Source organism: Bacteroides caecimuris (genome assembly GCF_001688725.2).
Taxonomy (GTDB): Bacteria; Bacteroidota; Bacteroidia; order Bacteroidales; family Bacteroidaceae; genus Bacteroides; species Bacteroides caecimuris.
In genome coordinates this window covers 2,091,308-2,104,876 of record NZ_CP015401.2, presented here as the reverse complement: position 1 = coordinate 2,104,876, position 13,569 = coordinate 2,091,308, and the positions used below count along the sequence as shown (strand labels likewise).

15 protein-coding genes and 2 tRNA genes are annotated in these 13,569 nt (G+C 39.8%); 12 read left to right on the top strand and 5 right to left on the bottom strand.

Annotated elements, in window-relative coordinates; translation table 11 throughout:
• The first annotated feature begins 33 nt into the window (after nt 1–33).
• The 4 genes from A4V03_RS09070 to A4V03_RS09055 all read left to right on the top strand — a co-directional run bounded on the left by A4V03_RS09070 (nt 34) and on the right by A4V03_RS09055 (nt 2,627).
• Nucleotides 34–414: a TraR/DksA family transcriptional regulator gene (locus tag A4V03_RS09070; protein WP_065538645.1), complete on the top strand. Its 381-nt coding sequence runs from the start codon at nt 34–36 to the stop codon at nt 412–414.
• A 98-nt stretch (nt 415–512) separates the two neighbouring features.
• On the top strand, nt 513–1,169 hold the full coding sequence (locus tag A4V03_RS09065) for a lipoprotein signal peptidase (RefSeq protein WP_065538644.1): 657 nt from the start codon (nt 513–515) through the stop codon (nt 1,167–1,169).
• Nucleotides 1,159–2,235 (top strand): DUF4296 domain-containing protein, encoded by a 1,077-nt coding sequence (locus tag A4V03_RS09060; protein WP_065538643.1) that lies wholly within the window; start codon nt 1,159–1,161, stop codon nt 2,233–2,235. The genes A4V03_RS09065 and A4V03_RS09060 overlap by 11 nt, the downstream gene beginning before the upstream one ends.
• 5 nt (nt 2,236–2,240) lie before the next feature.
• Nucleotides 2,241–2,627: a hypothetical protein gene (locus tag A4V03_RS09055; RefSeq protein ID WP_065538642.1), complete on the top strand. Its 387-nt coding sequence runs from the start codon at nt 2,241–2,243 to the stop codon at nt 2,625–2,627.
• Here A4V03_RS09055 and A4V03_RS09050 read toward each other — a convergent pair.
• Complete coding sequence (locus A4V03_RS09050) at nt 2,578–3,342, bottom strand: TrmH family RNA methyltransferase (RefSeq protein WP_065538641.1); 765 nt, start codon at nt 3,340–3,342, stop codon at nt 2,578–2,580. The two genes, A4V03_RS09055 and A4V03_RS09050, sit on opposite strands and share 50 nt — an antisense overlap.
• A gap of 142 nt (nt 3,343–3,484) precedes the next feature.
• On the opposite strand from A4V03_RS09050, the gene tamL reads away from it, so the two are divergent.
• Nucleotides 3,485–5,794: a translocation and assembly module lipoprotein TamL gene (gene tamL, locus A4V03_RS09045; protein WP_065538640.1), complete on the top strand. Its 2,310-nt coding sequence runs from the start codon at nt 3,485–3,487 to the stop codon at nt 5,792–5,794.
• On the opposite strand, the gene A4V03_RS09040 is transcribed toward tamL, so the two are convergent.
• From A4V03_RS09040 to A4V03_RS09030, 3 genes are all read right to left on the bottom strand, one after another.
• Nucleotides 5,748–6,200 carry a nuclear transport factor 2 family protein gene (locus tag A4V03_RS09040; protein WP_065538639.1) on the bottom strand — a complete coding sequence of 151 codons (453 nt, stop codon included), beginning with the start codon at nt 6,198–6,200 and terminating at the stop codon, nt 5,748–5,750. The two genes, tamL and A4V03_RS09040, sit on opposite strands and share 47 nt — an antisense overlap.
• A gap of 94 nt (nt 6,201–6,294) precedes the next feature.
• Entirely contained in the window at nt 6,295–6,846 is a 552-nt protein-coding gene (locus A4V03_RS09035; RefSeq protein WP_065538638.1) for a DUF3332 domain-containing protein, read from the bottom strand.
• A gap of 87 nt (nt 6,847–6,933) precedes the next feature.
• On the bottom strand, nt 6,934–7,389 hold the full coding sequence (locus A4V03_RS09030) for a DoxX family protein (protein ID WP_065538637.1): 456 nt from the start codon (nt 7,387–7,389) through the stop codon (nt 6,934–6,936).
• Nucleotides 7,390–7,550: 161 nt separating this feature from the next.
• Here A4V03_RS09030 and A4V03_RS09025 point away from each other — a divergent pair, with 161 nt between their 5' ends.
• The 7 genes from A4V03_RS09025 to A4V03_RS08995 all read left to right on the top strand — a co-directional run bounded on the left by A4V03_RS09025 (nt 7,551) and on the right by A4V03_RS08995 (nt 11,979).
• Entirely contained in the window at nt 7,551–7,799 is a 249-nt protein-coding gene (locus A4V03_RS09025) for a DUF6965 family protein (RefSeq protein WP_065538636.1), read from the top strand.
• A gap of 157 nt (nt 7,800–7,956) precedes the next feature.
• Nucleotides 7,957–9,345, top strand: coding sequence for a peptide MFS transporter (locus A4V03_RS09020; protein WP_065538635.1), 1,389 nt, complete (start codon nt 7,957–7,959; stop codon nt 9,343–9,345).
• 82 nt (nt 9,346–9,427) lie between these two features.
• Nucleotides 9,428–10,231, top strand: coding sequence for an MBL fold metallo-hydrolase (locus A4V03_RS09015; RefSeq protein ID WP_065538634.1), 804 nt, complete (start codon nt 9,428–9,430; stop codon nt 10,229–10,231).
• Between the two features lie 89 nt (nt 10,232–10,320).
• Nucleotides 10,321–10,393: transfer RNA gene (locus tag A4V03_RS09010), tRNA-Lys, on the top strand.
• A 31-nt stretch (nt 10,394–10,424) separates the two neighbouring features.
• Nucleotides 10,425–10,497, top strand: a tRNA-Lys gene (locus tag A4V03_RS09005).
• A 134-nt stretch (nt 10,498–10,631) separates the two neighbouring features.
• The gene (locus A4V03_RS09000; RefSeq protein ID WP_065537581.1) at nt 10,632–11,003 is read left to right on the top strand and encodes an ISAon1 family transposase N-terminal region protein; all 372 of its coding nucleotides are present in this window, start codon (nt 10,632–10,634) and stop codon (nt 11,001–11,003) included.
• Nucleotides 10,996–11,979, top strand: coding sequence for an ISAon1 family transposase (locus A4V03_RS08995; RefSeq protein WP_236588648.1), 984 nt, complete (start codon nt 10,996–10,998; stop codon nt 11,977–11,979). The genes A4V03_RS09000 and A4V03_RS08995 overlap by 8 nt, the downstream gene beginning before the upstream one ends.
• A gap of 146 nt (nt 11,980–12,125) precedes the next feature.
• On the opposite strand, the gene uxaC is transcribed toward A4V03_RS08995, so the two are convergent.
• Complete coding sequence (gene uxaC / locus A4V03_RS08990; protein WP_065538633.1) at nt 12,126–13,532, bottom strand: glucuronate isomerase; 1,407 nt, start codon at nt 13,530–13,532, stop codon at nt 12,126–12,128.
• Nucleotides 13,533–13,569 lie beyond the last annotated feature (37 nt).

Here is a 13,569-nt window from a genome sequence, read left to right as displayed (position 1 = left end):
TATCATTGATTAACATTTTTAAATTGTAAGATTATGGCAGAAAAGACTAGATACTCGGATGCGGAACTCGAAGAATTCCGTGCCATCATTATGGAGAAACTGGAATTGGCCCAACGTGACTATGAACAGTTGAAGAAGAGTCTGATGGGATTGGATGGTAATGATACCGATGATACATCTCCTACATATAAAGTGTTGGAAGAGGGAGCTAATACACTTTCCAAGGAAGAAACAACCCGTCTGGCACAACGTCAGTTGAAGTTTATCCAGGGATTGCAGGCTGCTTTGATACGTATTGAGAATAAGACGTACGGCATTTGCCGGGAAACCGGAAAATTGATTCCGGCAGAGCGTCTGCGTGCTGTTCCTCATGCCACTTTGAGTATTGAGGCCAAAAACAGTGGTAAAAAATAATAGATAGCTACACAAGCTACGAGTGACGAGCTACAAGTAGCTGCGCAAATTTTACGCACGGCACTTGTAGCTCGTTATGTTTAATTTATAATGAACACATGAAGAAATTATTCACGAAGGGAAGAATTACCCTTCTCGTCATCTTTTCCGTATTGATTATTGACCAGATTATAAAAATCTGGGTTAAAACTCATATGTACTGGCATCAAAGCAATCGTGTGACGGACTGGTTTTATATTTATTTCACCGAAAACAACGGGATGGCTTTCGGTATGGAAATCTTCGGCAAGTTATTCCTGACAACATTCCGTATTGTTGCAGTAGCATTGATAGGGTGGTATCTCTATAAAATCATAAAGAAAGGGTTCAAAACAGGCTATATCGTTTGTGTGGCTCTTATTCTGACCGGTGCTTTGGGGAACATCATAGATAGCGTGTTCTATGGAGTTATTTTCAATGAAAGCACTCATTCGCAGATTGCCAGTTTCATGCCGGAAGGTGGTGGATATTCTACCTGGTTTTACGGAAAAGTGGTGGATATGTTTTACTTTCCGATTATAGATACAAACTGGCCTACGTGGATGCCGTTTGTAGGTGGAGAGCATTTTATATTCTTTAGCCCGATCTTTAATTTTGCGGATGCCGCTATCAGTTGCGGTATCATTGCCTTGTTACTCTTTTATAGTAAATATTTGAATGAGTCTTATCATTCGCTGGATAAAGATAAAAAGGAAGCTACAGATCATGAAAAATAAATTTCGGTTTCATCTGTGTCTCGTCTGCATGTTCGTGTTTGCGGTAGCCGGGTGTAAAGTGAAAAGACCCGGTGATGTAATCTCGGAATCGAAGATGGAGAATTTGCTGTATGATTATCATGTGGCAAAGTCTATGGGAGATAATTTGCCTTATAGTGAGAACTATAAGAAAGCATTGTATATCGACGCCGTTTTCAAAAAATACGGGACTACACAAGCTGCATTTGACTCATCCATGGTTTGGTATACCCGTAACACAGAGATTTTATCGAAAATTTATGATAAGGTAAAAAAACGTTTGAGAGACGAACAGGAACTTGTTGGCGACCTGATAGCCAAGCGTGATAAGAAACCGAAAATGACCAAGCAAGGTGATAGCATTGATGTCTGGCCGTGGCAGCGTATGATACGTCTGACCGGTGAAATGATGGATAATCAATATGTATTTACTTTGCCGACCGACTCTAACTACAAAGACCGGGATACACTGGTATGGGAAGTGCGGTATTGTTTCCTGGAGCCGATGCTTGCCGACTCTTTAAGAGGTGTCACTATGGCTATGCAGGTGATTTATGAAAAAGATACGATCAATCATTGGAAAACGGTGACTGAATCGGGTGTGCAACAAATTCGTTTGTTTGCAGACACATTAGGTGCGATGAAAGAAATAAAAGGTTTCATTTATTATCCGATGGATAGCCAGGAAAAAGGCGGGGCAGTATTGGCCGACCGTTTCATGATGACTCGTTATCATTGTACAGATACGCTTGCATTTGCCGTACGCGATTCTTTGAATAAGATAGAAGCATTGAAAGCGGATTCTTTGAAGAAGATAGCTACTAAAGAAAATGCCGACTCTTTACATAAGGTCATAGACAAGAATAAAGATGACATGCAGCGTCTGACACCGGAAGAGATGAACCGTCGTCGTACGGGAACTCATCGTGAAAAGAAGCCGGAACAGATTCAGGTGGAACAGCATATCCAAAAGGAACGGATAGAGCAAAGAAAAGAACGCCAGATGAATCAACGCAGGAAGCAACAACAAAGACGTTCAAACAACTGATTGTAATGAAACGCTTTGCTTCTCATTATTTGCTGATACCTGCCATCGGATATATGAAGCAGCAGGTGGTGGAGATCACTGACGAAGGAGTTGTCCGAAATGTATTCCCATTGACCGAAGAGATTGAATCGGTTGAATGGATACCGGGAGTGATTGTGCTGCTTTCTGAAAGTCAGGTGGAAGAAATAAAAAACACTGGGATGATTTTAAAAAACATCCCAGTGTTTCAAATCAATCTTCCCAGTGTTTCGAATCAATCTTCCCAATGTTTTAATGAGTATCTGCAGGAAGCAGAAAAGAAGGGGGAAGCTTTATTTCCTTATTTGTTTTATCCTTTTGATTTTACTTCCATGCAGCCTGTCGACGGAACTCGGCACAGATTACTGCGGTAGCAATGGCTACATTCAGAGACTCGGATGTCTCTTGACCTGCCGGGTAATTGGGGATATATAATTTTCTATTGATTAATGTGGCTACCTCTTTCCCTATGCCATTTCCTTCATTTCCCATTACGATCAGGCCATTGGCCGACAATGGTTGTTCATACATGTTTTTTCCATCCAGGAACGTACCGAACACAGGAGTATCTCCGAGCGACCGGATAAAATCGGGGAGGGAAGTATAATGTACTTTCACCCGGGCAATTCCACCCATAGTGGCTTGTATGGTCTTAGGGTTATATACATCTACCGTATTCTTCGAGCAGATAATATGTTCGATGCCAAACCAGTCGGCCAAACGGATAATAGTACCCAGATTTCCGGGATCCTGTACATCGTCCAATGCAAGGCAAAGTGATGAACGAACTGCCTCCGGATCCAAGGTATATTGTGGTTGTTCGAAAATAGCAAGTACCTGTTGGGGAGTTTTCAATAGACTGGCCCGTGAAAGATCTTCCTGTGAAACTTCTACCAGTTCACTTGCGTCAATACCCGGATGCTCCTGAAACCAGAAGGGAGTGGCTGCTAAAAAACGACAGGGGAAATGTCCGAGTAAATCACCTACCAATTTAGGACCTTCAGCCAGAAATACCCGCTCTTCTTTACGTATTTTCTTCAGTTCCAGCGAGTGGATATACTTTATTTTGTTTTTACTTAATGATGCCATAGATTTGATATTCTTTTGCAAAGCTATAAAGATATTTCCAATCTACCCTTACTTTCCTCTCTTTTTCTTAAATTATTTTCCCCATCGGAAAATATAATTTATCTTTGTAGGCGCATTTTTCATGCTATCGATGTAAAACCGTATGAGGAGAAATTTTCTTTGTTTGCTTGCTTCTGCTGCTGTCTTGTCACTTGCTTCGTGTACTACCACTAAGTTTGTGCCGGATGGATCTTATCTGCTGGATGAAGTTAAAATTCGTACGGACCAGAAAAATATACGGCCTTCTTTCTTGCGCATGTATGTTCGTCAAAATCCTAATGCCAAGTGGTTCAGTCTGATAAAGACCCAACTTTATGTATACAATCTGTCGGGGCGTGATTCAACCAAATGGGGGAATAAGTTCTTGAGAAGAATAGGGGATGCTCCCGTAATATATAGCGAGGACGAAGCACAACGTTCTGAAGAAGAGATCACTAAGGCTGTGTATAATATGGGATATATGGCGGCAACAGTGAAACGTTCGACCAAAGTAAAAAAGAAAAAGATCAAAGTCTATTATGACGTAACGGCAGGCAAGCCATACGTTGTTCAATCTATCAAATATGATATTTATGATCCTAAAATAGCTGCGCTTCTTAAACAGGATTCTGCCAGAAGTTTGCTGAAGGAGGGTATGTATTTTGATGTGAATGTATTGGATGCGGACAGGCAACGTATCACGAATAAGTTACTTCGGAATGGTTACTATAAATTTAATAAAGATTATATCGGATATACTGCCGATACCGTTCGTAATACTTATAATGTAGATCTGACTCAACATTTGCAGATGTATAAAGCTCATGCGAATGATTCGGCAAGAGCACATCGGCAATATTGGATCAATAAGATTAATTTTATTACGGATTATGATGTTTTGCAGTCCTCGGCAATGAGCAGTGTGGACATCAATGATTCGGTGCATTATAAGGGATATCCGATTTACTATAAGGATAAACTCTATTTGCGTCCAAAAGTTCTTACGGATAACCTTCGGTTTGCTTCCGGCGACCTGTATAATGAGCGCGATGTGCAGCAGACCTATTCCAGTTTTGGACGTTTATCGGCATTGAAATATACGAATATCCGTTTTATTGAGACTCAAATAGGAGATTCAACGATGCTCGATTGTTATGTGATGCTGACTAAGAGCAAGCATAAATCAGTAGCTTTCGAGGTAGAGGGAACTAATTCTGCCGGTGACTTGGGAGCGGCAGCTTCCGTCTCTTTCCAAAACAGGAACCTTTTTCGCGGATCGGAAACTTTTATGATAAAATTCCGTGGAGCGTATGAAGTCATTTCCGGACTTCAGGCAGGTTATTCGAATAATAACTATACAGAGTACGGGGTGGAAACGAGTATCAACTTCCCTAATTTTCTGTTCCCTTTCATTTCCTCTGATTTTAAACGGAAAATCAGGGCGACAACAGAGTTTGGTTTGCAATATAATTATCAGTTGCGCCCGGAATTCCTGCGTACGATGGCTTCTGCCAATTGGAGCTACAAGTGGACGCAACGTCAGAAGATACAACACCGTATTGATTTGATTAATATTGCTTTTCTATATTTGCCTCGTATTTCTGACAGGTTTAAAGAAGACTATATTAATAAAGGGCAGAACCATATTTTCCAGTATAATTATCAGAATCGATTGATTGTAAATATGGGATATAGCTATAATTATAATAGCGTGGGAGGGTCTATTATCAATAATACGATTGCATCTAATTCATATTCCATCCGTTTTAATTTCGAGTCGGCAGGAAATATAATGTATGCCCTGTCTAAAGCTACCAATATTCGGAAGAATAATAATGGTGAATACGCTATTTTGGGAATTCCTTATGCTCAATATCTGAAAGGAGAGTTTGATTTTGCCAAGAATATCAGAATTGACCATCGTAACTCTTTTGCGTTTCATGCCGGTGTAGGAATAGCTGTACCTTATGGAAATGCAAAAACGATTCCGTTTGAGAAACAATACTTCTCAGGTGGAGCCAATAGTGTTCGCGGATGGGCTGTTCGCGATTTGGGACCGGGTTCTTTTGCCGGAAATGGAAATTTGCTCGATCAATCGGGAGATATTAAGCTGGATGCCAGCATTGAATACCGAAGCAAATTATTCTGGAAATTCCAGGGAGCGGCATTTATTGATGCGGGTAATATCTGGACCATCCGGAGTTATGCCAACCAACCGGGAGGAGTTTTCAAGTTTGACAAGTTTTATAAGCAAATAGCCGTGGCCTATGGACTAGGGCTTCGCCTGGATTTAGATTTCTTTATTCTTCGTTTTGATGGAGGTATGAAAGCTGTCAATCCCGCCTATGAAACGAAGAAAGAGCATTTCCCGATTATTTATCCTAAATTTAGTCGTGACTTTGCTTTCCATTTTGCTGTGGGATATCCTTTTTAACCAGCCATTTATTATTTTCTCTTACAAATTGGAGGGTATCTTGCAGAGAGCTCATATATTCTATTTTTCCTTCAACAGGATTAATGACGAATGTATTTTTTATTTGGCAAACAACCGTTGCTTCCTCTGAATTAGCATCTATCTCGCTAGATATAACAGAAACTTTCGCAGCACCTCGTGTCTTAAGCTGATCCAGGTAAGTTTGCCGTACATTAGACGCTAAAAAGCTAAGATAGGACAGGGAAGAAGGCGTACTCCATGCTTTGGCGGCCGGATAATTGAAATTATAGAAGGCTTCGCAGAAATCTATAGTTGTTTGTTCTATTTGAGTTTGGGGAGTTTGTTGTTGACAGGACAGACAAGTGAATATTAGGACAGAATAGATAAGTGTATATAGTTTATTCATAGTATAAGAAGATATGCTGAATGGAAGATGGGATTGAAAAAGGAGATGAAACTTCAATAAGTAGTTTCATCTCCTTCGTATTTCTTTTAATTTTTTAGCGGGCGGCAAACATCAGATTGCTCATTGTAGCTTGGCGTGCTGCCAGCATGCCTTGAGCATCCAACGTTACATTCATTTTTTCGCCATTCGGTAAGAACAAATCAGCAGTGCCGTCATTGTTCATTTTTACTAATTCAGCGCTTTCACCGTTTGCAACGACGTTCCATGTGTTAGCTTCTTTGTTGTAGATCAAATCCATTGAAGCAGTTTCTCCTTCTTTAGTAATAGAATATCCATTCTCAAGAGTTTTCACCATGTAGTTGCCATTCTCTCCTTTTACTTTCTTTACGTCACCTACGTTAGCCATCGGGTTGGAGCCACTCCAGAATTCGATAGAATTGATAACTAAAGCATCAGCTAAATAAGCTACACCATAAACTGGAATAATGTTGAAAGCAAGGAACACGAGTTCGTTTACAAACTTGTTTCCAACTGATTGATTCCAAGAAGACAGGCGATTGAATAAACTGAATGATCCTACACAAGAACTGAATAATAAACTACCGCTAAGTACTACTGCGACTAAAGTCAGTTTCCCTCTTTTCATGTTAAAACATTTTTAATTAATAAAAAATATTGATAATTTCTCTCATATAAGTATGCAAATATAATATTTTTTAATTAATCAGGGGGATTATTTTAAATTTTTGTATGCTCTTGATTTTCGTCTTGACAATTCGTTTCCGATGATATGGTCTATTGAAAATTTACCCGGACCGGTAATATACATCAATATGAATACTACTAAATAAATGAAAGCTAGCTCTTTAACAGCAAATACATCATTTGCGTGAACTACAAAGAAAGCTACTATCATCGTGAAAATCATCGGGATCATGGCTAAACGATATAAGAAGCCTACAATAAATGCCATTGAACACACAAGCTCGCCAAAAATAGCTAATCCGAGAGACAGGGGATTTCCTATGCCAAGCGGATCAGGAAATACGGTTGACAACTCTTGGAAACTACTCCATTTTTGGATACCGTGGTTCATTAATAATATGCCGAAGATGATCCGGACAGCCAATAGCAACAAAGACACTTTTGTTGTATTCGATTTTGTGGGGAATAAGAAATCATAAATCATAAGTCGTTCTATTTTTAAGTTTATCTCTATTTATATAAACATAAAAAATATTGAAATTGTTCTTTGCTGATAGCACAACTTGTAGAATCTCTGTCAGTTCTTCGGTTATTCCTTGTTTATGAATAAATAAACTTTGTATCTTTGTGGAAAATTCTAAAGATATGGCGCAACATACTTATGACAATGAAGCAGTTCAGGAGTTATTGAACTGGGCAAAAAAGATGCTCGAAACAAAGAATTATCCAACTGAAAGATATCAGGTCAATCAATGCACTACGATTATTGATGGTCAATCGTATTTGGAATCGTTGATTGCTATGATTTCCAGAAACTGGGAAAATCCGACTTTTTATCCTACTATTGAGCAATTATGGGAGTTCAGGGAAAAATGGGAAAACAAAGAATCGTAGTAAATGGTCGTTCCATGTTGGGCGATAAGTTATTTCATCATATAGAAAAATGCATTCTAATCACGTCGGATAAAAGCGTCCTTTCACGTACACTTGGCAGTAAACCAAAAAAACGTATCTTTGTCTCAAATTAACATTTTAATAAATTAATAAATACATGAACAATTCCCCTCAGCATGCTGCTAAAGGCTTTACGAGAGCATTTTGGGTCAGCAACACAGTCGAACTGTTTGAGCGTATGGCATACTATGCCGTTTTCATCGTTCTCACTATTTATCTATCCTCCATTTTAGGTTTTAATGATTTTGAAGCAAGTATGATTTCCGGGCTTTTTTCCGGTGGGTTATATCTGCTTCCTATTTTTTCCGGTGCTTATGCTGATAAGATAGGTTTCCGGAAGTCAATGATTATAGCATTTTCCTTATTATCCGTCGGATATTTAGGATTGGGAGTGTTTCCTACTTTGCTAGAAGCTGCCGGTCTGGTTAGTTATGGCGTCACTACTCAATTTAATGGTTTGCCTGATAGCTATACCCAGTGGATTATTGTGCCAGTCTTGTTTGTGCTTATGGTGGGAGGGTCTTTCATTAAGTCCATCATTTCTGCATCTGTGGCTAAGGAAACAACAGAAGCAACGCGTGCGCGTGGTTATTCCATCTTTTATATGATGGTAAATGTAGGTGCTTTTACCGGTAAAACAATTATCGATCCTTTGCGTAATGTCATTGGGGAGCAGGCATATATCTATATTAATTATTTCTCCGGTGCGATGACAATTATTGCTTTGCTTTCTGTTATTCTCCTTTATAAATCAACACACACGGCTGGTGAAGGAAAAAGTCTCCGTGAGATTGGGCAAGGATTTATGCGAATCATCACCAACTGGCGTTTATTGATTCTTATTCTGATTGTTACAGGGTTTTGGATGGTGCAACAGCAACTTTATGCCACTATGCCTAAATATGTGATCCGGTTGGCCGGCGAGACGGCGAAACCGGGTTGGATTGCTAATGTGAATCCCTTTGTGGTGGTTTGTTGCGTTAGCTTTATCACGCGTTTGATGGCAAAGCGCAGTGCGATTACTTCGATGAATGTGGGAATGTTTTTGATTCCTTTTTCGGCGTTGCTGATGGCATGTGGAAATTTGCTAGGCAATGATCTTATTACTGACATGAGCAATATTACCCTGATGATGATTGTAGGTATAGTGGTACAGGCACTTGCCGAATGTTTTATTTCGCCGCGTTATCTAGAATATTTCTCTTTGCAGGCTCCTAAAGGCGAAGAAGGAATGTATTTAGGATTCAGTCATTTACATTCTTTCCTTTCTTCTATCTTTGGTTTTGGTCTGGCGGGAATCCTGCTTACCAAATATTGTCCGGATCCTGCTTTGTTCGAGACACGGGCAGCATGGGAGGCGGCTAGCGCAAATGCCCATTATATATGGTATTACTTTGCTGCTATTGGTCTGATTGCCGCTGTAGCGCTACTATTATTTGCGAAAATCACCGAATCCATCGACAAAAAGAAGGAATCTTCTCGGTAATTCTATTCTTTTTTATGTATATTTGCCGTCACTTTGCTGTAAAAGTTGACGGCATTTTGCATTTTAATTAAGAGGATAAAACATGAAAGTAAGATTTATAAGCCTGGCGAGTGGCAGTAGTGGGAACTGTTATTATCTGGGCACTGAAACCTATGGAATACTGATAGATGCCGGGATCGGCATACGTACTATCAAAAAAACACTGAAAGATTATAATATCTTGATGGATAGTATTCGTGCGGTATTCATAACGCACGATCATGCTGACCATATCAAAGCTGTGGGTAATTTGGGAGAAAAAATGAATATTCCTGTTTATACCACCGCACGTATTCATGCTGGGATTAATCGTAGCTATTGTATGACGGAGAAGCTTAGCTCGTCAGTCCGTTATCTGGAAAAGCAAGAGCCGATGATTTTGGAGGATTTTCATATCGAATCTTTTGAAGTGCCGCATGATGGAACGGACAATGTGGGTTATTGCATTGAAATCGGCGGCAAAGTCTTTTCTTTCTTAACGGACCTTGGAGAAATTACTCCTACAGCTGCCCATTATATCAGTAAAGCCCATTATCTGATACTTGAAGCTAACTATGATGAGGAAATGCTTAAAATGGGACCTTATCCTCAATATTTGAAAGAGCGGATTGCAAGTAAAACCGGACACATGAGCAATTCTGATACTGCGGAATTTTTAGCGGAAAATATCACTGAACATTTGCGATATATTTGGTTATGTCATTTGAGTAAAGACAATAATCATCCGGAGTTAGCTTATAAAACGGTGGAATGGAAATTAAAGAACAAAGGTATTCTTGTAGGTAAAGATGTGCAACTGCTTGCTTTAAAGCGAAATACGCCTTCCGAGCTTTATGTGTTCGAATAAAGACGAAAAAAAGATAGTAAAAAAGCTGCATGATTGTTTGGTCAAATAAAATAAAAGACCTACTTTTGCAACCGCAAACGAGGAATTAAGCACTCTTAGCTCAGTTGGTAGAGCAACTGACTCTTAATCAGTGGGTCCAGGGTTCGAGTCCCTGAGGGTGTACAAATTCAAGGTTGCAATAAAATAACATGTTGCACTCTTAGCTCAGCTGGTAGAGCAATTGACTCTTAATCAATGGGTCCAGGGTTCGAGTCCCTGAGGGTGTACAAAAAAGGAGGTATTTGACTCCTTTTTTTGTTGGTTTACAGCAGATTAATTGAATAGATGTTATATAAATTGACATCCAAAGGGCTCAGTCTGAAACCTTGGGGGATTGCGTTAAAATTCTTATTTTTGCATCATGAAAACATCCTCTTCCCAAACGATTGATCCTGTTGCTTCTTTAAGCTTGTTCTTGCCTTCAGGAATCCTTGATTACTTCACCCTAGTCAATCATGTATCTCAGGATACTTGCTTTATTCTTTATTTAGAGGAGAAAGCGACTATTCCTTCCGAGTACTCTGATCTCCATCTTCACTCAAAAGGTTTCCTCCCTGAGATTGAAGTTCAGGACTTCCCTATCCGTGGTAAAGCCGTTTATTTACGTATCAAGCGTCGTCGCTGGGAAGATCCATCCACCGGGCAGACGTATAGTCGTGACTGGAGTTTGGTAGCCACCGGTACTCGCATAACCGCTGAGTTCGGTGCTTTTTTAAAAGAATTACTTGGATAATCACGCTGTTAGCTGCCAAAGTGTAGCCGAGCATTACTGCATGGATGGCAAACAGCTTCAAAGCCAATATAAAGACCACCTGAGTGACTTCCAGAATTGGGATCAGAGAGCACATGCCCAAGAGTATATCCTTTATCCAAAGAATATGGGTTATCACCTATGTATTGACGAGACGGCTTTAAGCAAGGGAGATCTTTATACCATCTTAATAAATAGAGATAAGCGAGGCAGGAAAGGTTCTATTATAGCTGTAATTCAGGGCACTAAAACCGATGATATCATTGCGGTACTTACAAAGATGCCACAGGAGCTGCGGAATCAAGTCAAAGAAATCACACTGGATATGGCAGGGAGCATGCAAAAGATTGCGAAAACGTGCTTTCCACGTGCCATGCAGGTGATTGATAGGTTTCATGTACAAAAACTTGTATATGAAGCTGTACAAGAGTTGCGCATTACATATAGATGGCAAGTGATAAAAGAGGAGAATAAAGCCATGAAAGCGGCAAAAGAGAAGGGGGAAGTATATAAAGCGGAAGAACTCGAAAACGGAGATACACTCAGGCAATTATTGGCCAGAAGCAGATATTTATTATTTAAATCACCTGACAAATGGACCAAGAGTCAGAAAATCAGGGCAGAATTACTTTTCAAGCAGTTTGAAGATATTAAGCACGTATATTACTACTCATTGGAGTTGGGAAAGATATTTTCCACAAACTATGACAAGGATGTAGCAAGAGCAAAGCTGGCACTATGGTATAATAAGATTGAAGAATATGGATACGATACATTCACAACAGTAGCAAACTCTATTGAGAACCATTACGAAAGGATTTTAAACTTCTTTGTGAACAGGAGTACAAATGCAGCTGCAGAAGCATTCAATGCTAAAATCAAAGCATTTAGGGCATCATTTAGAGGAGTCGTGGATATGAGATTCTTCCTTTTTAGGCTAGCAAAGGTATATGCATAAATGGAAGTTACAAATATTAATCCCCCAAGAATTACAACTGAGCCATCCAAAGGGCAATCCGAATAAACAGAACATAAAAAAATACCACTATTCAAAGCATATTCGACTTTGGTAGCGGTATTTTTTATAATGTAACTACTGATCCGTTAGAACTTGAAGAAGTTCTTAGCATTGTTATAGCTGATATCTTCAATCATTTGGTTTACGCGTTCCATTTCAGATGCAGGGATTTCTCCGTTCTCTATGTCACGTCCTACCAAGTTGCATAATGTACGGCGGAAATATTCATGACGTGGGTAGGACAGGAAGGAACGGGAGTCTGTCAACATACCTACAAAGCGGCTTAGGAGACCAAGCACAGATAAGGCGTTCATTTGTTTTTCCATACCATCCTTTTGATCGAGGAACCACCATCCCGAACCAAATTGAATTTTTCCTGGGATAGAACCATCTTGGAAGTTGCCCAACATAGTTGCAATTACTTCATTTGCGCATGGGTTCAGGTTATAAAGGATTGTTTTAGTCAATTTGCCATTGGTATTCAGTCGATCAAGGAATTTAGCCATTGCTTTGGCTGTGGTAAATTCACCGATAGAGTCGAAGCCGGTGTCAGCGCCCAGTAATTTGAACATCTTGGTGTTGTTATTACGGATAGCGCCGTAGTGGAACTGTTGAGTCCATCCTTTTTCCCAGTCCATTTCACCGAAGATAATAAGCATGGCTGATTTGAATTTCAGAATTTCTTCTTTGGTCAATTCTGTGCCGCCATATACCTTATTGAATATAGCCTTGATTTCAGCATCAGTGTAATCTTCTGCGTAGAATTCTTCGATACCATGGTCAGACAAACGGCAACCTTGTTCTGCAAAGAAGTCGTGACGTTTGCGTAAAGCAGCGATCATATCATCAAAATTGGAGATAGTAACACTGCTAACTTCTGCCAGCTTTTCTACATAACTACGGAAATCAGCAGGGACTTCTACAGCCATAGCTTTATCAGGACGCCAAGTTGGCAACATCTTGATTTCAAATCCGCTTTCACGTGTTTTGATGTGATATTCCAGTGAATCGATAGGGTCATCCGTAGTACAAACTACCTCTACGTGATAGCGACGCATCATTCCACGAGCTGAATATTCAGGTTGAGACAGCTTTTCGTTACATTCATCATAAATTTTGCGTGCTGTTTGCGGATTCAATATTTTATTGATACCAAATGCAGTTTTCAATTCGAGGTGAGTCCAGTGGTACAGTGGATTACGGAAAGTATAAGGAACTGTTTCCGCCCATTTTTCGAATTTTTCCCAGTCTGTGGTATCTTTTCCTGTGCAGAAACGTTCATCTACGCCGTTTGTACGCATTGCACGCCATTTGTAGTGGTCACCACCCAACCAGATTTCAGTCAGTGATTTAAACTTGTAGTCGTCAGCTACCATTTGGGGAATAAGATGACAGTGATAGTCGATGATCGGCATTTTAGCCGCATGCTCGTGATACAACTTTTGCGCGGTTTCTGTTTGCAGCAAGAAGTTTTCGTCCATGAAGTTCTTCATTATTACTGTGTTTTAAGTATATAAAATTATTACTTTC